Below are 23548 nucleotides of genomic sequence, written 5' to 3'. Positions count from 1 at the left end.
AAGTCGCGCTAGCGAACACTCAAAGAAAGGGCGTCCTTCGGGGCGCCCTTTTTCTTTTTTGCCTAAGCTAACTGAAATGCTAACTTCTTTCGTATTGAGACATTGCAATTAGAAAGAGGTAATAAGATGCATTTCTCGACTCGTTCAGTTTGTCTTGTCGCAGCAGTTGTTTTCTTATCCACCTCAGCGTCCTCACAACAAATCGCAGATAAGATCTATCTTGGGGGGCCAATCGTTACGATGAACGACATGGCTCCGTCAGCCGAAGCTGTCGCAGTCAAAGATGGACGCATTCTTGCGGTGGGGTCGCTTTCTGATTTGTCGGCACACCAGGGGGAAGAAACCGAAACCTATGATTTGGAAGGGCGCGCGATGCTTCCGGGTTTCGTCGATAGCCACGGGCATGTCGTCATGGGGGGCTTGCAGGCCCTGTCCGCCAACCTTCTCGCGCCACCGGATGGCGAGGTTGTTGATATCGCCAGCCTACAATCCACGCTGTCGGACTGGGCCGAGGAAAATGCGCAGGCCGTTGAACAGGTAAAAATGATCATTGGCTTTGGTTATGACAATGCTCAACTAAAGGAACTGCGCCACCCTACACGGCAAGAGCTGGACATAGTGTCCGAAGATTTGCCTGTCATTATCATTCATCAGTCTGGGCACTTGGGGGTCGCAAACTCGAAAGCCTTGGAATTGGCTGGCATCACAGCCGCTTCAGAAGCGCCTCCGGGTGGAGTGATTCAGCGCGATGAAGCCGGGGAACCAAATGGCGTACTGGAAGAATATGCGTTCTTTGCGGTACTCGTGCCCATGTTGGGAAATCTGGGTGAGGATGGTTTGGCTGCCTTCGCCCGAGCTGGAACCGAACTTTGGGCAAAGTTTGGATATACGACCGGACAAGAAGGCCGTTCTTCTGGTGAAATTGTAGAAGTTCTTAGGAAAGTTGCGGCCGAAGACGGGCTTCCAATCGACGTTGTGGCGTTTCCGGATGTTCTTGAGGCCAGGGAATTTATTGGTGCCAACACCTCAGAGGACTACGATGACCGGGTTCGGGTCGGGGGCTGTAAGCTTACGATTGACGGCTCGCCTCAAGGTTTCACGGCATTGCGGGATCGACCCTATTATGATCCGGTTGGAAATTACGCTGCCGGGTATGCAGGATATGCAGCCATTACAATGGAGCAGCTCCAGGACGCGGTGAACTGGTGTTACGAAAACGGATTTCAGATCCTTGTGCATTCCAACGGTGAGGGGGCATCAGACATGCTCATTGCCGCGCTCGAAGAGGCTCAGATAAAGTATGGCGACCCCGGCAACCGACCGGTTCTGATACACGGTCAGTTTCTAAGGGAGGATCAGGTCGCGAGCTTCAAGCGCCTGGGTGTTTTCCCGTCACTTTTCCCGATGCACACCTTCTATTGGGGTGATTGGCACCGGGATCACACGGTCGGCCCGGTGAATGCCGACAACATCTCCCCCACAGGATGGTTGCGTGAGCGGGACATGATGTTTGGCACACACCATGATGCTCCGGTTGCGTTTCCAGACAGCATGCGGGTCCTTGCCGCAACCGTCACTCGCCGTACTCGGTCCGGTGATATTTTGGGGCCGCATCAGAGGGTTGATGTCATGACCGCCCTGAAGGCCATGACAATCTGGCCTGCCTGGCAGCATTTCGAGGAAAATGAAAAAGGCTCGATCGAAGTTGGAAAGGTCGCGGACTTTGTGATTCTGTCGGACGATCCCACGGCGGTTGACCCTGAGACGCTTGCAGAGCTCGAAGTGCGGGTAACCATTAAGAGCGACGAGGTTGTCTATGAAGCGGAAGGCGATGTCAGAGAGGGAAATCTGCAATTCTCGCCATTCTCAAATGACCCTGTGATTGCTCATCTTTTCCTGCACGCGGTCTATCAAGGCATGAAGGTCGAAGAGCCTTGGTTAGTGAGGAATTAGTCTGAGGTTGATTGAAACAGACTGAAAGTGGAGCCGAGGTGGACATGCGTATCGTTCGGCGTTGAGCTGATCGCGCCCATCGCGATGGAAAACGGACTGCGCTTCGCAATCCGCGAAGGCGGCCACACCGTCGGCGCCGGCGTTGTTTCGAAAATCATTGACTGAGGCCGCTGTTCCGACTGGTTGGTGACCTTTTTCTGTATTGCGGAGATGCATAGCCACTCCTGTTCGTCGCAACTTTAAGCGCAGTTGCATCCATCCTGTTGACGGTTAAAGTTGCGGATGCTCATCCTAGTCGGCGCAGCTCAATGGTTAAATCACGGGTATTAACTTGGAACTACTGATCGCTCTGGCGCTTTGTTTCGGCACAATACTAATTGGCTTAACGACTTGGGCATTCATCGTAGCAAGGATTAAGTCAGCCCCGAGGGTTTTGCGTTTCCGCTGGTTGAGGTCTTTGACGCTTCGCGAACGTAGGTACCTCAGCGAGTTTGATGGCATTTTACGCAGCAAACCAAAACGCTCGGATCGACTTAATCCGTGGTCCGAGTACTGGTCTCGCCGGTTGAAAGCAGAGCATCGAATAATGAGGGATGCTTGGAAACGTGCCGAGGCGCGGAAAAATCCGCCGGTTCAGATGGTGTTTGCCGAACGCCCGAAAAGTGGCGAGTTGTTTAGGGCTGTGCACAAAGTCGCCCACGAAAACACAGAATTAAACCCCTATTATGAGTGGTCGGAGGCTGAGAAAATCGCTCAAGCTGGCAGTAATATCGAGATTCCCTTTGGGCCGCATGCTGAAGGTGTAGGTTGGACACTTGCCAATTGGGGTCTCGGCGACTTCGACCGTCTGGCTGACGTTATTCAAAGACTGGGGGATGATGAACTTGCTGAGACGATACGTCGAGCCAGACAACTAGATTTCGACAGTGAAGAAGCGCCCGAAGACGACTTGCAATTCGATCACCCAGAAATGCGTGCTTGGGACGCAAAAGTGCGTCAACTAGAGGATGACTTCGAGGGGATTAGAGGTGTTGAAAGGTATCAGGCTCTAGTAAACGCTTATCTGGATCAAAACTATCCGTGGGCGAGCGGATAGTGTTCTAACGCGGCAACTACGTTCCGCTTATGAGCCTCTGCATTCGCACTTGCCATTTCCCCCTTGCCAAACCCCACCAACCCCACTAATACGCGCGAGTTCTCAATAAGAACATCAAGGCGGGGTGATTCCCGCCTTTTGGGTTCGAAGAGGGTTGGCGATGCGCGTCTATCCTCCTCTCAACCTCAACGCCTGATAAAAGGCTGTTAATATGCAAAGCCAAAACATCCGTATTCGGCTGAAGGCATTTGACTATCGCGTTCTGGATGCCAGCACGCAAGAGATTGTCAACACTGCCAAGCGGACCGGCGCGAACGTGCGCGGCCCGATCCCGCTGCCGAACAAGATTGAGAAGTTCACGGTTCTCCGTGGCCCTCACGTTGACAAGAAATCCCGCGACCAGTTCGAGATCCGTACGCACAAGCGTCTGCTCGACATCGTTGATCCGACCCCCCAGACCGTTGACGCGCTGATGAAGCTCGACCTCGCTGCTGGTGTGGACGTCGAGATCAAGCTGCAGTCGTAAGATCGGAGGGTATAGATTATGCGCTCTGGTATTATCGCAAAAAAAGTTGGCATGACCCGCCTGTTCATGGAAGACGGCAAGCAGATCCCTGTGACCGTTCTTCACCTGGACAACCTGCAGGTCGTTGCACAGCGTACCGCTGACAAAGACGGCTACACCGCCGTTCAGCTGGGCGCCGGTGCTGCCAAGGCAAAACGCACCTCGAAAGCCATGCGCGGTCACTATGCCGCTGCAAAGGTTGAGCCCAAGCGTAAGCTAGCCGAGTTCCGCGTCTCCGAAGATGGCCTGATTGATGTGGGCGCCGAGATTTCGGCAGAACACTTCCTGGAAGGTCAGAAAGTTGACGTTTCGGGTACCTCGATCGGTAAAGGCTTTGCCGGTGCGATGAAGCGCCACAACTTCGGTGGTCTGCGCGCTTCGCACGGTGTTTCGATCAGCCACCGTTCGCACGGTTCGACCGGTCAGTGTCAGGACCCGGGCAAGGTTTTCAAAGGCAAGAAGATGGCCGGTCACATGGGTGCTGCCCGTGTCACCACCCAGAACCTGGAAGTCGTCAAAACCGACGCCGACCGTGGTCTGGTCTTCATCAAAGGCGCCGTTCCCGGACCGAAATCGGGCTGGGTTACCGTCAAGGACGCCGTGAAGAAGAAAGCACCGGAAGGCCTGCCTTTCCCGGCTGCTGTGAAATCGGCTGCAACCGAAGCACCTGCGGAAGAAGCTCCCGCGGAAGGTGGTGAAGCATGAAACTTGATGTAATCAAACTGGACGGCGGCAAAGCCGGCGACATCGAGCTGAACGCCGATCTGTTCGGTCTCGAGCCGCGTGCGGACATCCTGCACCGTGTGGTCCGTTGGCAGCGCAACAACGCGCAGGCCGGCACCCACAAGGTGAAGACCCGCTCGGAAACCAGCTACTCGACCAAGAAGATCTACCGCCAGAAGGGCACCGGTGGCGCACGCCATGGTGACCGCAACGCGCCGATCTTCCGCAAGGGTGGTATCTACAAGGGCCCGACCCCTCGTTCGCACGGCCACGACCTGCCGAAAAAGTTCCGCAAGCTTGGCCTGCGCCACGCTCTGTCGGCAAAAGCCAAGGCAGGTGAACTGGTAGTGATCGAGAACGCCGAAGCCGAAGGCAAGACCGCCGCTCTGGCCAAACAGGTTGCAAACCTGGGCTGGAAACGCGCTCTGGTCATCGACGGCGCGACCGTGAACGAAGGTTTCCTGAAGGCGTCGCGCAACATCGAAGGTCTGGATATCCTGCCGTCGATGGGTGCAAACGTTTATGACATCCTCAAGCGTGACACCCTAGTGCTCACCAAAGCGGCTGTCGAAGCACTGGAGGCTCGTCTGAAATGAGCGCGAAGGCAGAACACTACGACGTGATCCGCAAGCCGATCATCACCGAAAAGTCGACCATGGCGTCCGAAAACGGCGCGGTTGTCTTTGAAGTGGCGATCGACAGCAACAAGCCGCAGATCAAAGAGGCCGTTGAGGCGCTGTTTGGTGTGAAGGTCAAGGCGGTGAACACCACCGTGACCAAAGGCAAGGTCAAGCGGTTCCGCGGCCAGCTGGGCCGTCGGAAAGACGTCAAAAAAGCTTATGTGACCCTGGAAGAGGGCAACACCATCGACGTGAGCACCGGTCTTTGATCCGACGCTTACTGCGACTATTCACGGCCTCGGCGGTTCAACCCGCCGGGGCCGATTTCGTTTCAGACCCTGAAACTGTGCGTGCGCAGGTGCTGGAGCAAATGCGGGCGTTCAGCGACGAGCCCTATTTTCAGATCGCTGATGAAAAGCTGGGGCTGCTGTCGGTGTTCGATGACCTGAAATATGACCGGGCGGATGTGGACATGATCTCTCCGGCGATGCGCAAGCATGTGGTCGGTAAGCTTGGTCCGCTTGGGTTTCGTCAGACCTCTGGTACGTTGTTGGAGCATCCTCAGGCCGATATGCGCGTACACATCCCCAAGTTCCACGCCCTTGGTGCGTCGCCCTTCGACATAACGCGTTACACTGACAAACGCCCGCAGGACTACTACCTGCTGACGCCCACGCAGGTGGCCTGTCAGTACGTGGATCACTATGAGCTGGACGATGCACTGCAACGGATCGAGGCATTGATTGCGAAGCACCCGATCAACCTGCTCAAACTGGCGGATTACCTGGAAGGCAAACCTAAACACCGCGCCTTTCGCGAGGTACTGGGCCATATCAAGCTTAAGCAGAGGGTCGCGGTGGAGTCCGAGCCGCTGTGTCGCAGGCGATCTTTGGGGTGAATCTGGTCCGCCGGAAAGACGTCAGAAAAGCATATGTGACCCTGGAAGAGGGTGACACCATCGACGTATCGACCAGTCCCCGATCGGATCCGTCTTGGGAGAGAGAAAAGCCTGCGCGAAGGCGGGGGCTTTTTTGTGCTCCAACACGCGTTGCGGCCACATGCAAGTCATCTTGGGGCCAATCAGTCTGGACTGCTTTGATCCTGCGCTGCCTCGATGAATGTCTGCCAACCGTCCACCCTGCCAAACGCGCGCATTTTTTCGTGCAGCATAGGGCCGTAGATGGACCACATACGTTTTCGTAAGTCCTGGCCTTTTTCCGTGACTTTCAGAATTTTGCCTCGTCGGTCGCTACCAAATTCTACGAACTCTACCAATCCCTCTGCCGCTAACCGTTTGCTGAGATGGGACAGGTTTGACTGTTCGAATATGGTGTCTTGAGCAAGCTCATACGGACGCAACTGACCCCCGTGCCGCTCAATTGACCAAAGCAGATCGTACCATTTCAAGGGTGGTAGCCCGGCTTCCTTCAGGGCTGCACCAATGTCAGACTGGATACGTCGGGTGGCTCTGTTCATTGCGACCCAGATTTCTGTCTCAAATTCTGTTGGCAGATTGTTCTTCACAACTTCGTGTTCGCTTTGTTTCAGGTTGCAGTTTTGGTTCGATTTTAATAGATGAAAATTCATCTACAATCCAGTGTCTACCGGATGAAGGAATAATACCATGACCTTAAAGTCTATGATTGCCGCCGTTGCCTTGACCTTTGTCGTGACACCGGCTTCCGCACAAACCTATAAGACCGATCAGGGGCATACTGAAGTCCGGTTCGGTTGGAGCCATGCAGGTGTCTCGAACCAGCATGGTGAGTTTACCAAAGTAGACGGCACGTTGGATCTAAATGCCGAAGATGTGGAAGCCTCGACGCTGAACGTGACGATTGAAACGAACAGTTTGGCTTCGGGCTTTGGTCCCTTGGATGACCACCTCAAATCAGCTGATTTCTTTGAGGTCGAAACCTATCCCGAAATCACTTTTGTCAGCACCGAAATCAAACGGACCGGCGATACGACGGCGGACGTGACTGGAGATCTGACCATTCATGGCGTCACCAAACCAGTAACCCTGCAAGCCACACTGACCCATCAGGGCGAGCATCCTTTGGGCAGCGCTATAGAGTATTACAAAGGCGATTGGGTGGCCTTTTCGGCAACGGGTGAGATCGATCATACGGAATTCGGTGTGGGACCATTCTCAACCGGGCCGATCACAATCATGATCGATACCGAGATGAAGGCAGACGGATAGCACCAAAGCCAACCGTTTCACCGGGATGAAAAAAGAAAGATTATGCAATCTTGGATGAGGGTGTAGACACCCACCCCCAACACTGCTACATGCACCCAATCTTGCGGCCTCGGATTCGTTCCGGGGCCTCTGATATTTGTAACCGGGGACCTTCGGGGCCCTATACCCTTGGCACCTACGGGGGCCTATCACATAGCAGGGAAACTCCCTGCACTTGCTAAACGGAAGACAGAAAGCATGGCACTTAAGTCGTACAAGCCGACGACGCCGGGCCAGCGCGGGCTGGTGCTGATCGACCGTTCGGAGCTTTGGAAAGGACGTCCGGTCAAGTCTCTCACAGAGGGTTTGACCAAATCGGGCGGCCGGAACAACACCGGACGGATCACTTCACGCCGCCGCGGCGGTGGCGCAAAGCGTCTCTACCGGATCGTTGACTTCAAACGGAACAAATTTGATGTCGCGGCAACCGTCGAGCGGATCGAATATGACCCGAACCGGACCGCATTCATCGCACTGGTAAAATACGAAGACGGCGAGCAGGCATATATCCTGGCTCCGCAGCGTCTGGCAGTTGGTGACAAAGTCGTGGCATCCGCCAAGGCAGACATCAAGCCGGGCAACGCAATGCCGTTCTCGGGCATGCCGATCGGTACCATCGTCCACAACATCGAGATGAAGCCTGGCAAAGGCGGTCAGATCGCACGTGCGGCCGGTACATACGCTCAGTTCGTTGGTCGCGATGGCGGCTACGCTCAGATCCGTCTGAGCTCGGGCGAGCTTCGCATGGTCCGTCAGGAATGCATGGCCACCGTTGGTGCCGTGTCCAACCCCGACAACTCGAACCAGAACCTCGGTAAAGCCGGTCGTATGCGCCACAAAGGCGTTCGTCCGTCGGTTCGTGGTGTTGCAATGAACCCGATCGATCACCCGCACGGTGGTGGTGAAGGTCGTACCTCGGGTGGCCGTACGCCGGTTACTCCGTGGGGTAAGGACACCAAGGGTAAGCGTACCCGCAACAAGAACAAAGCGTCCCAGAAGCTGATCATCCGCTCGCGGCACGCCAAGAAGAAGGGACGTTAATCTATGTCTCGCTCTGTTTGGAAGGGTCCTTTCGTCGATGCTTACGTGCTGAAAAAAGCCGAAGCAGCGCGCGAGTCGGGCCGCAACGAAGTCATCAAAATCTGGTCGCGTCGTTCCACCATTCTGCCCCAGTTCGTGGGTCTGACCTTTGGTGTGTACAACGGCCAGAAGCATATCCCCGTCAACGTCTCGGAAGACATGATCGGTCAGAAGTTCGGTGAATACTCTCCGACTCGTACCTATTACGGTCACGCCGCGGACAAAAAAGCGAAGCGGAAGTAAGTCATGGGCAAGGAAAAGAACCCCCGCCGCGTGGCTGAAAACGAAGCAATGGCGAAAACGCGCATGCTCCGTACTAGCCCGCAGAAACTGAACCTGGTTGCGCAGATGATCCGCGGCAAGAAAGTTGAGAAGGCTCTGACTGACCTGACTTTCTCGAACAAGCGTGTCGCGCAGGACGTCAAGAAGTGCCTGCAGTCTGCAATCGCCAACGCCGAGAACAACCACAACCTGGATGTCGACGAACTGATCGTCGCAGAAGCCTGGGTTGGCAAGAACCTGGTCATGAAGCGCGGTCGTCCGCGTGCCCGTGGCCGTTTCGGCAAGATCATGAAGCCGTTCTCGGAGATCACCATCAAGGTGCGTCAAGTTGAGGAGCAAGCCTAATGGGTCATAAAGTAAATCCGATCGGCATGCGCCTGCAGGTCAACCGCACCTGGGACAGCCGCTGGTACGCCGACACCAAGGACTACGGTGATCTTCTGCTGGAAGACCTCAAGATCCGTGAGTTCATCAACAAAGAGTGCAAGCAGGCCGGTGTTGCCCGTGTGATCATCGAACGTCCGCACAAGAAGTGCCGCGTCACGATCCACACGGCTCGTCCCGGTGTCATCATCGGCAAGAAAGGTGCAGACATCGAAGTTCTGCGCAAAAAGCTTGCTCGTATGACCGACAGCGAACTGCACCTGAACATCGTCGAAGTGCGCAAGCCTGAGCTTGACGCGCAGCTGGTTGCCGAGTCGATCGCTCAGCAGCTGGAACGTCGTGTTTCGTTCCGTCGCGCAATGAAGCGCTCGGTTCAGAACGCCATGCGCATGGGCGCCCTGGGTATCCGGGTGAACGTCGCCGGTCGTCTGGGCGGCGCCGAAATCGCACGGACCGAGTGGTACCGCGAAGGCCGCGTGCCTCTGCACACCCTGCGTGCCGACATCGATTACGCACATGCCGAAGCGATGACTCCTTACGGGATCATCGGGATCAAGGTCTGGATCTTCAAAGGTGAGATCATGGAGCACGATCCGCAGGCACGTGACCGTAAAGCACAGGAACTCCAGGACGGCCCTGCACCTCGTGGTGCTGGTGGCGGTCGTCGCTAAGGAGGGAAAGATATGCTTCAACCAAAGCGTACTAAATTCCGCAAGATGCACAAAGGCCGGATCAAGGGTCTCGCCAAAGGCGGCTCTGATCTGAACTTTGGCACCTACGGCCTGAAAGCTCTTGAGCCTGAGCGTGTAACCGCGCGCCAGATCGAAGCTGCACGTCGTGCCATGACGCGTCACATGAAGCGTCAGGGCCGTGTCTGGATCCGCATCTTCCCCGACACTCCGGTCACGGCAAAGCCGATCGAAGTTCGTATGGGTAAAGGTAAAGGTTCGGTCGACCGCTGGGCATGCAAAGTCAAGCCTGGCCGCGTAATGTTCGAGATCGACGGCGTCAATGACGACATCGCCCGCGAGGCCCTGCGCCTGGCCGCGATGAAGCTGCCGATCAAGACCCGCGTCGTGGTTCGCGAAGACTGGTAAGCGATTGGGGGCAACCCCATTCGTGACAAGATTGACCCCCGTCGGGAAACCGGCGGGGGCTTTCTTTTGGTTCAACCTGCTTCTGACTTTGTTGGGCGGGTTGGGAAAACGTCGACCATTGTGCAAAGCCACCATAGACTGACCCCCAAGGAACGGAGGGTGCCATGGTTCAGTTGCGCAAAAAGATGGTCATCAAGGAAGTCATAACCACGGATCAATTGGGACAGCCTTGCGATCCGATCAGCCGCGTAGCGATTTTGGCAGTCATCCGAAATCCTTTGGCTGGGTCGTTTTCAGAAGACTTGTCTGAGCTCTTCGAGGTCGGTGGTGCCTTGGGCGAGGCGCTGGCTGTCGAAGCGGTTGCGCAACTGAATGGTCCTCCGGTCTCTTACGGAAAGGCTGCGATTGTCGGTGTTAACGGCGATCTTGAGCAGGGCGGAGCTCTTATCCATCCCAAGCTTGGAGCGCCGATGCGCGCAGCGGCGAATGGAGGAGAGGCGGTTATCCCGTCCAACGCCAAACTGGGCGCGCCCGGGTGCGCGATTGACCTACCGCTGGGGCACAAGGACAACCCTTGGTCGTTCGATCACTTCGACACCATGACACTAAGCATTCCGGATGCACCGAAACCGGATGAGATCGTGCTGTGCTTGGCCTATGCAGATACGGGACGCCCGATACCACGCTGTGGCAAAGGGCCCATCAAGACCTGAGCTTTCAACATGGGCTGGCCTTGCCCAAGGGGCTGGGGTATGCCCGGCCCATGGCACAGATTGAATCACTCTTCGTTACCCGTCTTTACCGCGCAGCTTTGTCCGAGTTCGATCCCAAGATCGACGCGGAGGAATTGGAAAGCTCATGCCTTGTCATTGCCGAGGATGATGAGGCCGGGCAGGAATGGTGTGAGGAGAACGGCTATCCCGGTTATACCAGCTATGCTTCGCTGACCGACCTGCCGTGGCGGTTCCCGATCTTTGCCGATCTGGTCACGGCTTTGGACCAGCACGTCGCGGCCTTTGCCAAGGATCTGGAGTTCGATCTGGGCGAGGGCGAGCTGAAGCTCGAAGACCTGTGGATCAACATCCTGCCCGAGGGTGGAATGCATTCCAGCCACCTGCATCCGCACAGTGTGATCTCAGGCACGACCTATGTGGCGATGCCCGAAGGGGCGAGCGCGTTGAAACTGGAAGACCCCCGCTCAGGCCGCATGATGGCCGCACCGACGCGGCTGAAAGGCGGGCGGCGAGATCTGCAGCCGTTCATTTACATGAAGCCTAAGGTGGGCGATGTGCTGCTGTGGGAAAGCTGGCTGCGCCACGAGGTACCGATGAACATGGCCGAGGAAGAACGGATTTCGGTGAGTTTTAATTATAAGTGGGAGTGAGCGCCGATCTGCACAGCGGCAATCGCTCCAGTGGAGCGTTTGAGGGGCGAACGGGCGGAGCCCGTTGAGTCGAAGTCAATCGCGCCATATTTGGCGACTCACGAAATGCCACACTGTTTTTGGGATAAGCGCTTTGTTTTTTTCATTTGGTTTAGAGTTTTTCTCTGTGACTGTATGAGCCCAAGCATTTCTTTTTCGCGGGACTCACCAAAATACATTGCTTCAGTCCATAAAACATAAAGCTCCGGCGACATGGCTTGTTGTGCGATGCCTGCCAAGCAAAGGCATTGGTCCGAAGACATACCGTTTAGTCGGTTTTCTGTACCCGCCTTTTTACAGACGTCCCGACTGGAAATGGCCTGTGCGTGAACAGCGCCCGCCACAAGGGTTAGCGACAAAGCGGAAACAAACATCTTCATATTAGTGGCGTACCTAGGTTGATTGTTTCACTCACCACACATTAGACGCATTGCTGCTAACGCGCGCAAGTATGACGGGAAGAGAAAGGGGGCACTTCGCTTTTTCCGTGGCTGTTAAGTCGAATGCGATCCAAGCCCAAACTTTCCCTTGCCACCCACCCCCTAAACCCTTATACGGCGGCATCCTGCAAGTCCCCCGGCCGAGTCGGGGGATTCGCATGTCTATCATTCATCCACCAGGTCCAAGGTGACCCTGTCAGGGGGCCTTCTGGTGTTTTGAGCAAAGGAAAAAGGCGATGAACGCCCAAGAACTGCGTGACAAGACCCCGGACCAGCTCCGCGAGGAACTGGCCAACCTGAAGAAAGAAAGCTTTAACCTGCGCTTTCAACAGGCAACCGGTCAGCTGGAAAACACTGCCGGCATCAAGGCGGCTCGCCGCAATGCTGCCCGCGTCAAAACCATTCTGAACGAAAAGGCCGCTGCTGCGGCATCGGAGGAGTAATCCTATGCCCAAGCGTATCCTGTCCGGAGTAGTAACCAGCGACGCCAACGAGCAAACCGTGACTGTTTCGGTTGAACGCCGTTTCAAGCACCCGCTGCTGCACAAAACCGTTCGTAAGTCCAAAAAATACCGGGCTCACGACGAAAAGAACGCCTTCAAAGTCGGCGACACCGTACGCATCATCGAATGCGCGCCGAAATCGAAGACGAAACGTTGGGAAGTTCTGGAAGCGTAAGCTTCCGGGATTTTCCCATTTGTCGAAACCCTGGGGGATCTAACCAGACCAGCCCCCACAGGTCGGGAGAAACCACATGATCCAGATGCAGACCAATCTGGATGTCGCTGACAACTCCGGCGCACGCCGAGTTCAGTGCATCAAGGTCCTGGGTGGTTCCAAGCGTAAATACGCCTCCGTCGGCGACATCATTGTCGTCTCGGTGAAGGAAGCCATCCCGCGCGGTCGCGTAAAGAAAGGTGACGTCCGTAAGGCCGTCGTCGTACGCACCGCCAAGGAAGTCCGTCGCGAAGACGGCACCGCGATCCGTTTCGATCGCAACGCCGCCGTCATCCTGAACAACAACAACGAGCCCGTAGGTACCCGTATCTTTGGCCCCGTTGTTCGCGAACTGCGCGGCAAGAACTTTATGAAAATCATCTCGCTGGCTCCGGAGGTGCTGTAATCATGGCTGCTAAACTCCGCAAAGGCGACAAGGTCGTCGTGCTGGCCGGCAAGGACAAGGGCAAAGAGGGAACGATTACCTCGGTTGACCCGAAAGCCGGTAAAGCTGTTGTCGATGGCATCAACATCGCCATCCGCCACACCCGTCAGTCGCAAACCTCGCAAGGTGGACGCCTGCCTCAGGCAAACCCGATCGAGCTGTCGAACCTGGCGCTGCTGGACGCAAACGGCAAAGCAACCCGCGTTGGCTTCCGCATGGAAGGTGACAAGAAAGTGCGCTTCGCCAAGACCACAGGGGATGTGATCGATGCTTGATAACGCAACCTACACCCCGCGTCTGAAAGCTCAGTACGCTGAAACCATCCGTGCCGCTCTGAAAGAAGAGTTCGGCTACAAGAACGACATGCAGCTGCCCAAGCTGGAAAAAATCGTTCTGAACATCGGTTGTGGTGCTGAGGCCGTCAAAGACTCGAAGAAGGCGAAAGCTGCTGTCGAAGATCTGACTGCGATTGCTGGTCAACAGGCCGTTGCAACCAAGGCGAAGAAGTCGATCGCGGGTTTCCGCGTCCGTGAAGACATGCCGCTGGGCGCGAAAGTGACCCTGCGCGGTGACCGGATGTACGAATTCCTGGATCGTCTGATCACCATCGCGATGCCGCGCGTTCGTGACTTCCGCGGTGTTAAGCCGTCTTTCGATGGTCAGGGCAACTTTGCCATGGGCATGAAAGAGCACATCGTGTTCCCGGAAATCGACTTCGACAAGGTCGATGAGGTCTGGGGCATGGACATCGTAATTGCCACCACAGCGAAAACCGACGCTGAAGCAAAGGCACTGTTGAAAGCGTTCAACATGCCGTTCAACGCGTAAGCGCCGGAAGGATAGAGACATGGCTAAGAAAGCAATGATCGAACGCGAAAAGAAGCGCGAACGCCTGGTGGCCAAATATGCCGCAAAGCGTGCCGAGCTGAAAGAAATCGCGAATGACGAGAGCCGCCCGATGGAAGAGCGCTTCAAAGCGCGTCTGAAATTGGCGAAACTGCCGCGCAACAGCTCGGCTACCCGTCTGCACAACCGTTGTCAGCTGACCGGTCGGCCCCACGCTTACTACCGTAAGCTGAAGGTCAGCCGTATCGCGCTGCGCGAGCTGGGTTCTGCTGGTCAGATCCCCGGCATGGTGAAATCGAGCTGGTAAGGGAGACATAGATATGAATGATCCTATCGGCGATATGCTCACCCGTATCCGCAACGCGCAAATGCGCGGCAAGTCCACCGTTTCCACCCCGGCTTCCAAGCTGCGTGGTTGGGTTCTGGACGTGCTGGCGGACGAAGGTTACATCCGTGGCTACGAAAAGACGACCGGTGAAAACGGTCATCCGGCCATCGAAATCAGCCTGAAATACTACGAAGGCACCCCTGTCATTCGCGAACTGAAGCGGGTTTCGAAACCCGGTCGTCGCGTATACATGGGCGTCAATGACATTCCGCAGGTCCGTCAGGGTCTGGGCGTGTCGATTGTCAGCACTCCGAAAGGTGTGATGTCGGACGCAAACGCTCGCTCCAACAATGTTGGCGGCGAAGTGCTCTGCACCGTCTTCTAAGGAGGTCTGCAATGTCTCGTATTGGTAAAAAACCGGTCGAGCTGCCCAGCGGCGTTTCCGCCTCTGTGTCGGGTCAGACCATTGAAGTCAAAGGTCCGAAAGGCACCCGCAGCTTCACCGCAACTGACGATGTGACTCTGTCGGTCGAAGACAACGTGGTCAAAATTGATCCGCGTGGTACGTCCAAGCGCGCACGTCAGCAGTGGGGCATGAGCCGCACCATGGTTGCCAATCTGGTGACCGGTGTGACCCAGGGCTTCAAGAAAGAGCTGGAAATCCAGGGTGTGGGTTACCGCGCTCAGATGCAGGGCAACACCCTGAAGCTGAACCTGGGCTACAGCCACGACGTTGATTTCACTGCTCCGGAAGGTGTCACCATCACCGCGCCGAAGCAGACCGAGATCGTTGTGGAAGGTATCGACCAGCAGCAGGTGGGCGAAGTTGCGGCCAAAATCCGCGAATGGCGCCGTCCCGAGCCGTACAAAGGCAAGGGCATCCGCTACAAGGGCGAGTTCATCTTCCGCAAGGAAGGCAAGAAGAAGTAAGGACGCAAACAATGGCAAACAGCAAAAGAACCCTGTTTCTGAAGCGCCGCCTGCGCGTTCGGAACAAACTTCGCAAAGTCAACGCCGGCCGTGTACGCCTGTCGGTTCACCGTTCGAACAAGAACATCAGCGTTCAGCTGATCGACGACGTTCGTGGCGTGACCCTGGCCTCGGCCTCGACCCTGGAAAAAGATCTGGGTGTTGTTGGCAAGAACAACGTCGAAGCAGCGGCGAAAGTCGGTGCGGCCATCGCCGAGCGTGCCAAGAAGGCAGGCGTCGAAGAGGCCTATTTCGATCGTGGTGGCTTCCTGTTCCACGGCAAAGTGAAGGCTGTCGCCGACGCTGCGCGTGAAGGTGGTCTGAAGATCTAAGACTTGCGGGCGGGTTTCGATCCGCCCCGATGATCCGGGAGCCCTGACGTCAGTTGGGGCTCACTTGGATTGAACTAAACGGCGCCGTAAGCGCCACATGAGAAAAGGGATGCCAAATGGCAGAACGTGAAAACCGTCGGGGCCGTGGCCGCGACCGTGAAGAAGCACCGGAATTTGCAGATCGTCTGGTCGCAATCAACCGCGTGTCGAAAACCGTAAAAGGTGGTAAGCGCTTTGGCTTCGCCGCTCTGGTGGTTGTCGGCGATCAGAAAGGCCGCGTCGGCTTTGGCAAAGGTAAAGCGAAAGAAGTACCTGAAGCCATCCGTAAGGCGACTGAACAAGCCAAGCGTCAGATGATCCGTGTGCAACTGCGCGAAGGTCGTACTCTGCATCACGATATCGAAGGCCGTCACGGCGCCGGTAAAGTGGTTATGCGCACCGCACCTGAAGGTACTGGTATCATCGCCGGTGGTCCGATGCGTGCTGTGTTCGAAATGCTGGGTGTTAAGGACGTTGTGTCCAAGTCGCTGGGCTCGCAGAACCCGTACAACATGATCCGCGCCACCATCAACGGCCTGCAGAAAGAGCAGAGCCCGCGTTCGGTTGCCGCACGTCGTGGCAAAAAGGTTGCCGACATCCTGCCCAAGCGGGACGAAGCACCGGCTGCTGCTGAAGCAGAAGCGTAAGGAGAGCGAACCATGGCAAAAACCATCGTCGTTAAGCAGATCGGTTCCCCGATCCGCCGCCCCGCTGAACAGCGCGCAACCCTGATCGGTCTGGGCCTTAACAAGATGCACAGAACCCGTGAGCTGGAGGATACTCCTTCGGTCCGCGGCATGATCAACAAGATCCCGCATCTGGTAGAGATCGTCGAAGAGCGCGGCTAAGCGCACTTCCATCGAACAAGAAACGCCTCCGATGTGTCGGGGGCGTTTTTTTGTGTCAGATGGTTTGTCGTGTCCAGAAGCGTATAGCCGTCATTTTACCGCAGATAGACGAGGAGAAATCTCTGTTGAGAAGGTTCTCACGTCGACCTTTTTATAACCCATATTTCGCAGCCCAGCCCGTTGCCCGTTCCCCGAACATCGCCGCGGATTTTTGAATTTCGTCTGCGTAAGCTTCGATCAGCCGCGCTTTGATCTCTCCCTGTAGCGAGACCTGAGCCGTGCCCCCCTTTTCGTTGGGTGAAGGAATAAGGTTCTTGTCCTTGTCCAGACGATGTTCCATCGACCATTTTGAACCACTGCCTTGTTCGCCCGTTACGGTAGCGTGGATTTCTTCGCTTATCCCTTTGGGGCTGGAAATAATCTCCTCCAGGGAAAACACTCTGATAGCGTCTTCGCCGTATATATCGCGCCAAACCCGATAAATCTCGGAAGGTTGGGAATTCAGCGGAGGTGTTATCGTTTCCTGATCGACGATCTTCTGCCCCCTGCTCGATTTCAACAACTCCTCCATGCGAGCCTGTTGCTGGGATCTTATTCTTATCAAGTTTCCTCGTGTCTCTCTGCGCAGGCGCATATTAATAGCCGACCACGCGCGTGAAATGGGATCGCGGAGTAAAAGGACAATTTTGGCGTGGGGTAAAAGGGAATGCACGCGTTGCACGTCTGTGCGTTCCAGCCGCGAATAGCCCGGTGTGATATCGCCCGTAATGGCCCCCTTTGGTTTGAGGGAAAACATGTCGAGGTAATCCGCGTCGCAGCAGCCGTTTTCAAGATAGCTACGACTTTTTTTCAGAAATTGCAGATCACGATCATCGACTTTTCGAAGGCCTTCGCGCGTACGTCGAGCGTTCAGAAGCGATAGGCGAATACCCCCAGCTTGCAGCGCGTCATAGAGTTTTTGTTGTCTTTCGTGACGTTTGGGGATCTCGCTTCCATCGAAATGATGGAATTCTTTGACAAGAGGCATCCAATACCGGTCATCCAGCGACAGGATTTGCTGCAGTGTTCGTGTTCCGGCTTTTTGAAGCCCGATGCATAGGAAATCTGGACCCGCTGCCTCTGGTGGACGAACTGACAAACTCTGCTCCTTTAAGTAACTCGGGCGACATCGCCCTTGGACGTATCTAACTTTGTGCGAACCTTGTCGACAATCATTGTTGTGAGGTGATCTCAGCAGGTTCGCTGTGAATAAACGCAATTTTGAGATCACGCGCCTTTCAGTCATTCCATAGCTGCATAGCGGCTAGACTGAATTCTGCGTTGTTAGCGGTATCCAGCGAGCCTATCTGAGGCCTGTCTCCAAAAGGACCAGAACAGAGATCATCGGGGAATACGCCCCGATCAGGAAAGGAACTCAGACATGGCTTACACAGCAACTACCTCGCACGGCGGCACTAACCTGATCGCCCGCATCGCAGACTTCGCCGCCAAGGTGAAAGAGTCATACGCTCTGCGCGCAGAATACAACCGCACCTATTCAGAGCTGCAAGGACTGACCGACCGCGAATTGAACGATATCGGCGTACGTCGCTGCGATATCAAGGACATCGCGCGCGATCACGTTTACTGCGCGTAATCCCAAAGATCACACCACTCACCCAAGGGGCGCCGTTTCGGCGCCTCTTTGCGTTTTGTCTGGTGACGCACGCGCAACGAATGACAAAGCTTGCAACGCACAGCGCAAAGCTGTAATGCGCAGCGGTGGCGTTTTGTCCACGAGAATCAAAACCAAGAAATGCCGTGTTTGGCCCATCACGCTTCGGGGGTCACATCCGGCTTAGGAGAAGCGAAATGAAACTGAACGAATTGCGCGACAATCCCGGCGCCGCACCGAAACGCACCCGCGTTGGCCGTGGTCCCGGTTCCGGCAAAGGTAAAATGGGTGGCCGTGGTATCAAAGGCCAGAAATCCCGTTCGGGTGTGGCCATCAATGGCTACGAAGGCGGCCAGATGCCGCTGTACCAGCGCCTGCCCAAGCGTGGCTTCAACAAGCCGAACCGCAAGGAATTCGCCGTAATCAACCTGGGTCTGATCCAGAAATTCGTCGATGCCGGCAAGCTGGACGCCAAAGCTGCGATTACCGAGGACGCACTGGTTGCATCCGGTCTGGTTCGTCGCAAGCTGGACGGTATCCGCGTTCTGGCCAAAGGCGAAATCAGCGCCAAAGTGAACCTGGAAGTCACTGGTGCTTCGGAATCTGCCGTTGAGGCAGTTGAGAAAGCGGGCGGTTCACTGACGGTCACAAAAGCCGCTGCGGCAGAGTAAGCGCTTGTGAGCGGGCGAAGACCCGCTTACATAGACCTCAGAGTTTTCCAAGACGCCGTCCGAGCCGGAAAACGGTTCCGGGCGGTGTTTTCATAAGAGAGACCGATTTATGGTATCAGCAGCAGAACAAATGGCAGCCAACACAAGCTGGTCTGCCCTTGGCAAAGCCACCGATCTGCGCAACCGCATCCTGTTCACGCTGGGTTTGTTGATCGTCTATCGTCTGGGCACCTTTATTCCGGTGCCGGGGATTGACGGGCAGGCGCTGCGTGAGTTCATGGAGCAAGCGGGGCAGGGCATCGGCGGCATGGTTTCGATGTTCACCGGCGGGGCGCTGGGGCGGATGGGTATCTTTGCCCTCGGCATCATGCCCTATATCTCGGCCTCGATCATCGTGCAGCTGCTGACATCGATGGTTCCCGCGCTCGAACAGCTCAAGAAAGAGGGCGAGCAAGGCCGCAAGAAGATCAACCAGTACACCCGTTTCGGTACCGTGGCGCTGGCCACCGTTCAGGCCTATGGTCTGGCGGTTTCGTTGGAATCGGGCGATCTGGCGACCGATCCGGGCATGTTCTTCCGTATGTCGACCATGATCACGCTTGTGGGCGGTACCATGTTCCTGATGTGGCTGGGTGAGCAGATCACCGCACGCGGCATCGGCAACGGTATCTCTCTGATCATTTTCGTCGGGATCATCGCCGAGGTTCCGGCCGCTCTGGCGCAGTTCTTCGCGTCGGGTCGTTCCGGTGCAATCAGCCCGGCGGTTATCGTTGGTGTGATCGTGATGGTCATCGCCGTGATTACCTTTGTGGTGTTCATGGAACGCGCGCTGCGCAAGATCCATATTCAATACCCGCGCCGTCAGGCCGGTATGAAGATCTATGAGGGCGGCTCCAGCCACCTGCCGGTCAAAGTGAACCCGGCGGGCGTGATCCCGGCGATCTTTGCCAGCTCGCTGCTGCTGCTGCCGGTGACGATCTCGACCTTCTCGTCTGGTGCCACCAGCGGGCCGGTCATGTCGTGGCTGCTGGCCAACTTTGGTCCCGGACAGCCGCTGTACCTGCTGTTCTTCGCGGCCATGATCGTGTTCTTCGCCTATTTCTACACGTTCAACGTGTCGTTCAAGCCGGACGACGTGGCGGACAACCTGAAAAAGCAGAACGGTTTTGTACCGGGTATCCGTCCGGGCAAGAAAACCGCCGAGTATCTGGAATACGTTGTCAACCGCGTGCTGGTTCTGGGTGCGGCCTATCTGGCGGCGGTCTGTCTGCTGCCTGAAATTCTGCGGAACCAGTTTGCCATTCCGTTCTATTTCGGCGGCACCTCGGTTCTGATTATCGTCTCTGTGACCATGGACACGATCCAACAGGTTCAGAGCCACCTGCTGGCGCATCAATACGAAGGGCTTATTGAAAAGTCCCAGCTGCGCGGCAAAGGTAAGAAACGCGGCAGGAAGGGACCCTCTCGTCGATGAACATCATTCTTCTTGGCCCCCCGGGGGCAGGCAAAGGCACTCAGGCGCAGCATCTGGTTGAAACCCGCGGGATGGTTCAGCTGAGCACCGGCGATATGCTGCGCGAGGCCAAGACCTCGGGCACCGAAATGGGCCAGAAGGTTGCCGAGATCATGGACGCAGGCAAGCTGGTCACCGATGAGATCGTGATCGGCCTGATCGAAGAAAAGCTGATGACCGAAAAGGGCGCAGGCTTTATCTTTGATGGTTTCCCGCGCACGCTGGCGCAGGCCGATGCATTGGCGGCTTTGCTGGCCAAGCTGGGCCAGTCGCTGCACACCGTGATCGAAATGCGCGTGGATGACGAAACGCTGGTCAAGCGCATCGTCAACCGGGCCGAAGAGGCGCGCGCCGCTGGCAAGCCCGTGCGGGCGGATGACAACGAAGACAGCGTTCGCATCCGGCTGATGGAATACTACAAAAAGACCGCGCCGCTGATTGGTTATTACCACGCCAAGGGCGATCTGCGACCGGTCAACGGTCTGGCCAGCATCGACGAAGTCACCGCCTCGATTGAGGCGATTTTGAACTGACTTCAGGTTGGGGCTTGACGGCCCCATCAAAAGCCCATATCGACCCCCATCCCCTAAGGGAATCAAGACCGCAGGAGGGATTCGTCCCAACTGCCCCGACCACCTCGAATAATGCTGAACCCTCTGGCGACACTGCCACGGTAAAGCGTTGTGAAAAAAGGTTCTGGAGCTACGGAACCGCAACGAAAAGGAAAGTGACACGTGGCACGTATTGCCGGCGTAAACATCCCGACTGCAAAGCGGGTACCTATCGCCCTCACATATATCACCGGTATCGGCAACACCTCGGCTAAAGCGATCTGCGAAGCCGTGGGCATTGAAGCGACCCGTCGCGTCAACGAACTGTCCGACTCCGAAGTTCTGGCCATCCGTGAACATATCGACGCCAACTACACCGTTGAAGGTGACCTGCGTCGTGAAGTTCAGATGAACGTCAAGCGCCTGATGGACCTGGGCTGCTATCGCGGTCTGCGTCACCGCCGCAACCTGCCGGTTCGCGGTCAGCGCACCCACACCAACGCTCGTACCCGCAAAGGCCCCGCAAAGGCCATCGCTGGTAAGAAGAAATAAGGGAGGGTCTGACTGATGGCACGTGATAAGACTCGCGTTAAGCGCAAAGAGCGTAAGAACATCGCATCGGGCGTTGCCCATGTGAACTCGACCTTCAACAACACCAAGATCCTGATCTCGGACGTACAGGGCAACGCCATCTCGTGGTCGTCTGCCGGTACCATGGGCTTCAAAGGATCGCGGAAATCGACCCCCTACGCCGCTCAGATGGCTGCAGAAGACGCAGGCAAGAAGGCGCAGGAACATGGCGTCAAGACGCTGGAAGTCGAAGTTCAGGGCCCCGGTTCGGGTCGTGAATCGGCTCTGCGCGCGCTGGCCGCAGTGGGCTTCAACATCACGTCGATCCGCGACGTGACTCCGATCGCTCATAACGGCTGCCGCCCGCCGAAGCGCCGCCGCGTCTAAGCGATTTAGAATTGAGCTGGGGCTGTGTTTTTGCACGGCCCCAGCACGTCATTTTGAACCTCGGGCGTCTGCACCTTGTTGGTCATGGGGCGCGGACAGGAATGGAGGGATTACATGATCCATAAGAATTGGGCAGAATTGATCAAGCCGACCCAGCTGGAAGGTAAGCCGGGCAACGATCCTGCGCGTCAGGCAACCCTGGTTGCTGAACCGCTGGAGCGTGGCTTTGGTCTGACCCTGGGCAACGCCCTGCGCCGCGTTCTGATGAGCTCGCTGCAAGGTGCGGCCATCACCAGCGTCCAGATCGACAACGTCCTGCACGAGTTCTCCTCGGTCGCGGGCGTGCGTGAAGACGTCACCGACATCATCCTGAACCTCAAGCAGGTTGCCCTGCGCATGGAAGTCGAAGGCCCCAAGCGCCTGTCGATCAATGCCAAAGGCCCCGCAGTTGTCACCGCGGGTGACATCAGCGAAAGCGCCGGCATCGAGGTTCTGAACCGCGACCACGTCATCTGCCACCTGGACGATGGCGCCGACCTGTTCATGGAACTGACCGTCAACACCGGCAAGGGTTATGTCTCGGCTGAGAAGAACAAGCCGGAAGACGCGCCCATCGGCCTGATCCCGATCGATGCGATCTATTCGCCGGTCAAAAAGGTTGCCTATGACGTTCAGCCGACCCGTGAAGGTCAGGTTCTGGACTATGACAAGCTGACCCTGAAGATCGAAACCGACGGTTCGATCACACCGGAAGACGCGCTGGCTTTTGCCGCACGTATCCTGCAGGACCAGCTTTCGATCTTCGTCAACTTCGACGAGCCGGAATCGGCTGGCCGCCAGGACGAAGACGATGGTCTGGAGTTCAACCCGCTGCTGCTGAAGAAAGTGGACGAGCTGGAACTGTCGGTACGTTCGGCAAACTGCCTGAAGAACGACAACATCGTTTACATCGGCGACCTGATCCAGAAGACCGAAGCCGAGATGCTGCGCACTCCGAACTTCGGTCGCAAGTCGCTGAACGAGATCAAAGAAGTGCTGTCCGGCATGGGTCTGCACCTCGGCATGGATGTCGAGGACTGGCCGCCCGACAACATCGAAGATCTGGCGAAGAAATTCGAAGACGCGTTCTAAGCTCGTCTTCCCCAATGCCCGGGCTTCCGGGGACTGTATGGGCACTTCCGCCCCAAGGAGAGCCGGTGACACGCATCGCCGGCCAGACAAAGCAAAACGCGAAAGAAGGAACTAGAAAATGCGTCACGCACGTGGTTACCGCCGCCTGAACCGTACTCATGAGCACCGCAAGGCGCTGTTTGCTAACATGGCTGGCTCGCTCATCGAGCATGAGCAAATCAAAACAACTCTGCCCAAGGCAAAAGAACTGCGCCCGATCATCGAAAAGCTGGTCACTCTGGGCAAGCGCGGCGACCTGCACGCCCGTCGTCAGGCCGCAGCACAGCTGAAAGAAGACAAAGACGTCGCAAAGCTGTTCGAAGTTCTGGGCCCCCGCTACGCCGAGCGTCAGGGCGGTTATGTCCGCATCCTGAAAGCTGGCTTCCGCTATGGTGACATGGCGCCGATGGCGATCATCGAATTCGTTGATCGTGACGTCGACGCCAAAGGCGCGGCTGATAAAGCCCGCGTTGCCGCCGAAGAGGCAGCAGAAGAATAAGAAAGCCCGGCTTTCTGATTTTCGGCCCCCGCGTCCCAGACGCGGGGGTTTTTTGTGGGAAACTGGCGCTTTTGCTGTTCAGTTGCCAGAATCGGAAACAT

At 56.4% G+C, this 23548-nt stretch carries 37 protein-coding genes and 2 pseudogenes; 36 read left to right on the top strand and 3 right to left on the bottom strand.

Annotated features, from left to right (window positions below):
- Positions 1-240 precede the first annotated feature (240 nt).
- The 9 genes and pseudogenes from GOW98_RS16905 to GOW98_RS16865 all read left to right on the top strand — a co-directional run.
- Complete coding sequence (locus tag GOW98_RS16905; RefSeq protein ID WP_254438049.1) at positions 241-1953, top strand: amidohydrolase; 1713 nt, start codon at positions 241-243, stop codon at positions 1951-1953.
- A 48-nt stretch (positions 1954-2001) separates the two neighbouring features.
- Positions 2002-2118, top strand: a pseudogene (locus GOW98_RS16900) (hypothetical protein); the annotation flags it as partial.
- A 166-nt stretch (positions 2119-2284) separates the two neighbouring features.
- Complete coding sequence (locus GOW98_RS16895; RefSeq protein WP_170334120.1) at positions 2285-3049, top strand: hypothetical protein; 765 nt, start codon at positions 2285-2287, stop codon at positions 3047-3049.
- Positions 3050-3260: 211 nt separating this feature from the next.
- Positions 3261-3575, top strand: a complete 315-nt coding sequence (gene rpsJ / locus GOW98_RS16890) for a 30S ribosomal protein S10 (protein ID WP_008756422.1) — start codon at positions 3261-3263, stop codon at positions 3573-3575.
- Positions 3576-3593: 18 nt separating this feature from the next.
- Positions 3594-4319: a 50S ribosomal protein L3 gene (gene rplC / locus GOW98_RS16885; protein WP_170334115.1), complete on the top strand. Its 726-nt coding sequence runs from the start codon at positions 3594-3596 to the stop codon at positions 4317-4319.
- Positions 4316-4933 carry a 50S ribosomal protein L4 gene (rplD, locus tag GOW98_RS16880; RefSeq protein ID WP_155148664.1) on the top strand — a complete coding sequence of 206 codons (618 nt, stop codon included), beginning with the start codon at positions 4316-4318 and terminating at the stop codon, positions 4931-4933. Before rplC ends, rplD begins: the two co-directional genes overlap by 4 nt.
- On the top strand, positions 4930-5226 hold the full coding sequence (locus tag GOW98_RS16875; RefSeq protein ID WP_008757532.1) for a 50S ribosomal protein L23: 297 nt from the start codon (positions 4930-4932) through the stop codon (positions 5224-5226). The genes rplD and GOW98_RS16875 overlap by 4 nt, the downstream gene beginning before the upstream one ends.
- Positions 5223-5855 carry a hypothetical protein gene (locus tag GOW98_RS16870; protein WP_170334114.1) on the top strand — a complete coding sequence of 211 codons (633 nt, stop codon included), beginning with the start codon at positions 5223-5225 and terminating at the stop codon, positions 5853-5855. The genes GOW98_RS16875 and GOW98_RS16870 overlap by 4 nt, the downstream gene beginning before the upstream one ends.
- Before the next feature lie 2 nt (positions 5856-5857).
- A pseudogene (locus GOW98_RS16865) lies at positions 5858-5929 on the top strand (50S ribosomal protein L23); the annotation flags it as partial.
- Positions 5930-6037: 108 nt separating this feature from the next.
- On the opposite strand, the gene GOW98_RS16860 reads toward GOW98_RS16865, so the two are convergent.
- Positions 6038-6544 carry a MarR family winged helix-turn-helix transcriptional regulator gene (locus tag GOW98_RS16860; protein WP_170334111.1) on the bottom strand — a complete coding sequence of 169 codons (507 nt, stop codon included), beginning with the start codon at positions 6542-6544 and terminating at the stop codon, positions 6038-6040.
- A 37-nt stretch (positions 6545-6581) separates the two neighbouring features.
- Here GOW98_RS16860 and GOW98_RS16855 point away from each other — a divergent pair, with 37 nt between their 5' ends.
- From GOW98_RS16855 to GOW98_RS16820, 8 genes are all read left to right on the top strand, one after another.
- Complete coding sequence (locus tag GOW98_RS16855) at positions 6582-7163, top strand: YceI family protein (RefSeq protein ID WP_170334109.1); 582 nt, start codon at positions 6582-6584, stop codon at positions 7161-7163.
- Positions 7164-7400: 237 nt separating this feature from the next.
- Positions 7401-8243, top strand: a complete 843-nt coding sequence (rplB, locus tag GOW98_RS16850) for a 50S ribosomal protein L2 (RefSeq protein ID WP_008757664.1) — start codon at positions 7401-7403, stop codon at positions 8241-8243.
- A gap of 3 nt (positions 8244-8246) precedes the next feature.
- The gene (rpsS, locus tag GOW98_RS16845) at positions 8247-8525 is read left to right on the top strand and encodes a 30S ribosomal protein S19 (RefSeq protein WP_005980699.1); all 279 of its coding nucleotides are present in this window, start codon (positions 8247-8249) and stop codon (positions 8523-8525) included.
- Positions 8526-8528: 3 nt separating this feature from the next.
- Positions 8529-8909 (top strand): 50S ribosomal protein L22, encoded by a 381-nt coding sequence (gene rplV / locus GOW98_RS16840; protein WP_039538267.1) that lies wholly within the window; start codon positions 8529-8531, stop codon positions 8907-8909.
- Entirely contained in the window at positions 8909-9619 is a 711-nt protein-coding gene (gene rpsC / locus GOW98_RS16835) for a 30S ribosomal protein S3 (protein ID WP_008758042.1), read from the top strand. Before rplV ends, rpsC begins: the two co-directional genes overlap by 1 nt.
- A gap of 12 nt (positions 9620-9631) precedes the next feature.
- Positions 9632-10045 carry a 50S ribosomal protein L16 gene (rplP, locus tag GOW98_RS16830; protein WP_058283513.1) on the top strand — a complete coding sequence of 138 codons (414 nt, stop codon included), beginning with the start codon at positions 9632-9634 and terminating at the stop codon, positions 10043-10045.
- A 164-nt stretch (positions 10046-10209) separates the two neighbouring features.
- Positions 10210-10758, top strand: a complete 549-nt coding sequence (locus tag GOW98_RS16825) for an amino acid synthesis family protein (protein WP_170334107.1) — start codon at positions 10210-10212, stop codon at positions 10756-10758.
- A gap of 50 nt (positions 10759-10808) precedes the next feature.
- Positions 10809-11429 (top strand): 2OG-Fe(II) oxygenase family protein, encoded by a 621-nt coding sequence (locus GOW98_RS16820; protein WP_170334105.1) that lies wholly within the window; start codon positions 10809-10811, stop codon positions 11427-11429.
- Positions 11430-11527: 98 nt separating this feature from the next.
- On the opposite strand, the gene GOW98_RS16815 is transcribed toward GOW98_RS16820, so the two are convergent.
- Positions 11528-11848, bottom strand: a complete 321-nt coding sequence (locus GOW98_RS16815; RefSeq protein ID WP_170334103.1) for a hypothetical protein — start codon at positions 11846-11848, stop codon at positions 11528-11530.
- Between the two features lie 296 nt (positions 11849-12144).
- Here GOW98_RS16815 and rpmC point away from each other — a divergent pair, with 296 nt between their 5' ends.
- The 11 genes from rpmC (at position 12145) to rpmD (ending at position 16432) form a co-directional block, all read left to right on the top strand.
- On the top strand, positions 12145-12351 hold the full coding sequence (gene rpmC, locus GOW98_RS16810) for a 50S ribosomal protein L29 (protein ID WP_010437082.1): 207 nt from the start codon (positions 12145-12147) through the stop codon (positions 12349-12351).
- Positions 12352-12355: 4 nt separating this feature from the next.
- A complete protein-coding gene (gene rpsQ / locus GOW98_RS16805) occupies positions 12356-12586 on the top strand; it encodes a 30S ribosomal protein S17 (RefSeq protein ID WP_152459158.1) in 231 nt (76 codons plus the stop codon).
- Between the two features lie 76 nt (positions 12587-12662).
- The gene (gene rplN, locus GOW98_RS16800) at positions 12663-13031 is read left to right on the top strand and encodes a 50S ribosomal protein L14 (protein WP_008757934.1); all 369 of its coding nucleotides are present in this window, start codon (positions 12663-12665) and stop codon (positions 13029-13031) included.
- A 2-nt stretch (positions 13032-13033) separates the two neighbouring features.
- Complete coding sequence (gene rplX / locus GOW98_RS16795; RefSeq protein ID WP_170334100.1) at positions 13034-13345, top strand: 50S ribosomal protein L24; 312 nt, start codon at positions 13034-13036, stop codon at positions 13343-13345.
- On the top strand, positions 13338-13898 hold the full coding sequence (gene rplE / locus GOW98_RS16790; RefSeq protein WP_170334098.1) for a 50S ribosomal protein L5: 561 nt from the start codon (positions 13338-13340) through the stop codon (positions 13896-13898). The genes rplX and rplE overlap by 8 nt, the downstream gene beginning before the upstream one ends.
- Positions 13899-13917: 19 nt before the next feature.
- Complete coding sequence (rpsN, locus tag GOW98_RS16785; RefSeq protein ID WP_068340744.1) at positions 13918-14223, top strand: 30S ribosomal protein S14; 306 nt, start codon at positions 13918-13920, stop codon at positions 14221-14223.
- A 13-nt stretch (positions 14224-14236) separates the two neighbouring features.
- Complete coding sequence (rpsH, locus tag GOW98_RS16780; RefSeq protein WP_068340741.1) at positions 14237-14629, top strand: 30S ribosomal protein S8; 393 nt, start codon at positions 14237-14239, stop codon at positions 14627-14629.
- An 11-nt stretch (positions 14630-14640) separates the two neighbouring features.
- The gene (gene rplF, locus GOW98_RS16775; RefSeq protein ID WP_170334096.1) at positions 14641-15174 is read left to right on the top strand and encodes a 50S ribosomal protein L6; all 534 of its coding nucleotides are present in this window, start codon (positions 14641-14643) and stop codon (positions 15172-15174) included.
- 11 nt (positions 15175-15185) lie between these two features.
- Positions 15186-15545, top strand: a complete 360-nt coding sequence (rplR, locus tag GOW98_RS16770) for a 50S ribosomal protein L18 (protein ID WP_170334094.1) — start codon at positions 15186-15188, stop codon at positions 15543-15545.
- Between the two features lie 116 nt (positions 15546-15661).
- Positions 15662-16231: a 30S ribosomal protein S5 gene (gene rpsE, locus GOW98_RS16765; RefSeq protein WP_155148691.1), complete on the top strand. Its 570-nt coding sequence runs from the start codon at positions 15662-15664 to the stop codon at positions 16229-16231.
- A 12-nt stretch (positions 16232-16243) separates the two neighbouring features.
- Positions 16244-16432 (top strand): 50S ribosomal protein L30, encoded by a 189-nt coding sequence (gene rpmD, locus GOW98_RS16760; RefSeq protein ID WP_170328767.1) that lies wholly within the window; start codon positions 16244-16246, stop codon positions 16430-16432.
- A 151-nt stretch (positions 16433-16583) separates the two neighbouring features.
- On the opposite strand, the gene GOW98_RS16755 is transcribed toward rpmD, so the two are convergent.
- Positions 16584-17570, bottom strand: a complete 987-nt coding sequence (locus GOW98_RS16755) for a sulfotransferase (protein WP_170334092.1) — start codon at positions 17568-17570, stop codon at positions 16584-16586.
- 282 nt (positions 17571-17852) lie between these two features.
- Between GOW98_RS16755 and GOW98_RS16750 the strand changes: the two genes are divergently transcribed.
- The 8 genes from GOW98_RS16750 (at position 17853) to rplQ (ending at position 23447) form a co-directional block, all read left to right on the top strand.
- The gene (locus tag GOW98_RS16750; RefSeq protein ID WP_170334090.1) at positions 17853-18068 is read left to right on the top strand and encodes a DUF1127 domain-containing protein; all 216 of its coding nucleotides are present in this window, start codon (positions 17853-17855) and stop codon (positions 18066-18068) included.
- Positions 18069-18283: 215 nt separating this feature from the next.
- The gene (gene rplO, locus GOW98_RS16745) at positions 18284-18757 is read left to right on the top strand and encodes a 50S ribosomal protein L15 (protein WP_170334088.1); all 474 of its coding nucleotides are present in this window, start codon (positions 18284-18286) and stop codon (positions 18755-18757) included.
- A gap of 109 nt (positions 18758-18866) precedes the next feature.
- Positions 18867-20231 (top strand): preprotein translocase subunit SecY, encoded by a 1365-nt coding sequence (secY, locus tag GOW98_RS16740; RefSeq protein ID WP_170334086.1) that lies wholly within the window; start codon positions 18867-18869, stop codon positions 20229-20231.
- On the top strand, positions 20228-20803 hold the full coding sequence (locus tag GOW98_RS16735; RefSeq protein WP_170334084.1) for an adenylate kinase: 576 nt from the start codon (positions 20228-20230) through the stop codon (positions 20801-20803). Before secY ends, GOW98_RS16735 begins: the two co-directional genes overlap by 4 nt.
- 201 nt (positions 20804-21004) lie before the next feature.
- Complete coding sequence (rpsM, locus tag GOW98_RS16730; protein ID WP_170334082.1) at positions 21005-21373, top strand: 30S ribosomal protein S13; 369 nt, start codon at positions 21005-21007, stop codon at positions 21371-21373.
- A gap of 15 nt (positions 21374-21388) precedes the next feature.
- Positions 21389-21778, top strand: coding sequence for a 30S ribosomal protein S11 (rpsK, locus tag GOW98_RS16725; RefSeq protein ID WP_008757289.1), 390 nt, complete (start codon positions 21389-21391; stop codon positions 21776-21778).
- Between the two features lie 114 nt (positions 21779-21892).
- The gene (locus GOW98_RS16720) at positions 21893-22909 is read left to right on the top strand and encodes a DNA-directed RNA polymerase subunit alpha (RefSeq protein ID WP_058276312.1); all 1017 of its coding nucleotides are present in this window, start codon (positions 21893-21895) and stop codon (positions 22907-22909) included.
- A gap of 118 nt (positions 22910-23027) precedes the next feature.
- Positions 23028-23447, top strand: a complete 420-nt coding sequence (rplQ, locus tag GOW98_RS16715; protein WP_170334079.1) for a 50S ribosomal protein L17 — start codon at positions 23028-23030, stop codon at positions 23445-23447.
- Positions 23448-23548: the final 101 nt, after the last annotated feature.

The organism is Ruegeria arenilitoris (assembly GCF_013032445.1).
GTDB lineage: Bacteria > Pseudomonadota > Alphaproteobacteria > Rhodobacterales > Rhodobacteraceae > Ruegeria > Ruegeria arenilitoris_F.
Note: the sequence above shows the minus strand (reverse complement) of the source record. Positions and strands in the feature narration are given on the sequence as shown.

Excerpts from the sequence above, each read along its gene's own strand:
- rplO (WP_170334088.1), top strand. The coding sequence starts at position 18,284 with ATGAAACTGAACGAATTGCGCGACAATCCCGGCGCCGCACCGAAACGC.
- rplR (WP_170334094.1), top strand. The coding sequence starts at position 15,186 with ATGGCAAACAGCAAAAGAACCCTGTTTCTGAAGCGCCGCCTGCGCGTT.
- rpsS (WP_005980699.1), top strand. The coding sequence starts at position 8,247 with ATGTCTCGCTCTGTTTGGAAGGGTCCTTTCGTCGATGCTTACGTGCTG.
- rpsN (WP_068340744.1), top strand. The coding sequence starts at position 13,918 with ATGGCTAAGAAAGCAATGATCGAACGCGAAAAGAAGCGCGAACGCCTG.
- rplQ (WP_170334079.1), top strand. The coding sequence starts at position 23,028 with ATGCGTCACGCACGTGGTTACCGCCGCCTGAACCGTACTCATGAGCAC.
- GOW98_RS16815 (WP_170334103.1), bottom strand. The coding sequence starts at position 11,848 with ATGAAGATGTTTGTTTCCGCTTTGTCGCTAACCCTTGTGGCGGGCGCT.
- GOW98_RS16825 (WP_170334107.1), top strand. The coding sequence starts at position 10,210 with ATGGTTCAGTTGCGCAAAAAGATGGTCATCAAGGAAGTCATAACCACG.
- rpsJ (WP_008756422.1), top strand. The coding sequence starts at position 3,261 with ATGCAAAGCCAAAACATCCGTATTCGGCTGAAGGCATTTGACTATCGC.
- rplD (WP_155148664.1), top strand. The coding sequence starts at position 4,316 with ATGAAACTTGATGTAATCAAACTGGACGGCGGCAAAGCCGGCGACATC.
- rpsE (WP_155148691.1), top strand. The coding sequence starts at position 15,662 with ATGGCAGAACGTGAAAACCGTCGGGGCCGTGGCCGCGACCGTGAAGAA.
- rplX (WP_170334100.1), top strand. The coding sequence starts at position 13,034 with ATGGCTGCTAAACTCCGCAAAGGCGACAAGGTCGTCGTGCTGGCCGGC.
- rplV (WP_039538267.1), top strand. The coding sequence starts at position 8,529 with ATGGGCAAGGAAAAGAACCCCCGCCGCGTGGCTGAAAACGAAGCAATG.
- rplC (WP_170334115.1), top strand. The coding sequence starts at position 3,594 with ATGCGCTCTGGTATTATCGCAAAAAAAGTTGGCATGACCCGCCTGTTC.
- GOW98_RS16820 (WP_170334105.1), top strand. The coding sequence starts at position 10,809 with ATGGCACAGATTGAATCACTCTTCGTTACCCGTCTTTACCGCGCAGCT.
- GOW98_RS16875 (WP_008757532.1), top strand. The coding sequence starts at position 4,930 with ATGAGCGCGAAGGCAGAACACTACGACGTGATCCGCAAGCCGATCATC.
- GOW98_RS16750 (WP_170334090.1), top strand. The coding sequence starts at position 17,853 with ATGGCTTACACAGCAACTACCTCGCACGGCGGCACTAACCTGATCGCC.
- GOW98_RS16735 (WP_170334084.1), top strand. The coding sequence starts at position 20,228 with ATGAACATCATTCTTCTTGGCCCCCCGGGGGCAGGCAAAGGCACTCAG.
- rpmD (WP_170328767.1), top strand. The coding sequence starts at position 16,244 with ATGGCAAAAACCATCGTCGTTAAGCAGATCGGTTCCCCGATCCGCCGC.
- rplB (WP_008757664.1), top strand. The coding sequence starts at position 7,401 with ATGGCACTTAAGTCGTACAAGCCGACGACGCCGGGCCAGCGCGGGCTG.
- rpsH (WP_068340741.1), top strand. The coding sequence starts at position 14,237 with ATGAATGATCCTATCGGCGATATGCTCACCCGTATCCGCAACGCGCAA.
- rpsQ (WP_152459158.1), top strand. The coding sequence starts at position 12,356 with ATGCCCAAGCGTATCCTGTCCGGAGTAGTAACCAGCGACGCCAACGAG.
- rpmC (WP_010437082.1), top strand. The coding sequence starts at position 12,145 with ATGAACGCCCAAGAACTGCGTGACAAGACCCCGGACCAGCTCCGCGAG.
- GOW98_RS16860 (WP_170334111.1), bottom strand. The coding sequence starts at position 6,544 with ATGAATTTTCATCTATTAAAATCGAACCAAAACTGCAACCTGAAACAA.
- rplF (WP_170334096.1), top strand. The coding sequence starts at position 14,641 with ATGTCTCGTATTGGTAAAAAACCGGTCGAGCTGCCCAGCGGCGTTTCC.
- rpsC (WP_008758042.1), top strand. The coding sequence starts at position 8,909 with ATGGGTCATAAAGTAAATCCGATCGGCATGCGCCTGCAGGTCAACCGC.
- secY (WP_170334086.1), top strand. The coding sequence starts at position 18,867 with ATGGTATCAGCAGCAGAACAAATGGCAGCCAACACAAGCTGGTCTGCC.
- rplE (WP_170334098.1), top strand. The coding sequence starts at position 13,338 with ATGCTTGATAACGCAACCTACACCCCGCGTCTGAAAGCTCAGTACGCT.
- GOW98_RS16720 (WP_058276312.1), top strand. The coding sequence starts at position 21,893 with ATGATCCATAAGAATTGGGCAGAATTGATCAAGCCGACCCAGCTGGAA.
- rplP (WP_058283513.1), top strand. The coding sequence starts at position 9,632 with ATGCTTCAACCAAAGCGTACTAAATTCCGCAAGATGCACAAAGGCCGG.
- rpsK (WP_008757289.1), top strand. The coding sequence starts at position 21,389 with ATGGCACGTGATAAGACTCGCGTTAAGCGCAAAGAGCGTAAGAACATC.
- rplN (WP_008757934.1), top strand. The coding sequence starts at position 12,663 with ATGATCCAGATGCAGACCAATCTGGATGTCGCTGACAACTCCGGCGCA.
- GOW98_RS16855 (WP_170334109.1), top strand. The coding sequence starts at position 6,582 with ATGACCTTAAAGTCTATGATTGCCGCCGTTGCCTTGACCTTTGTCGTG.
- GOW98_RS16905 (WP_254438049.1), top strand. The coding sequence starts at position 241 with ATGAACGACATGGCTCCGTCAGCCGAAGCTGTCGCAGTCAAAGATGGA.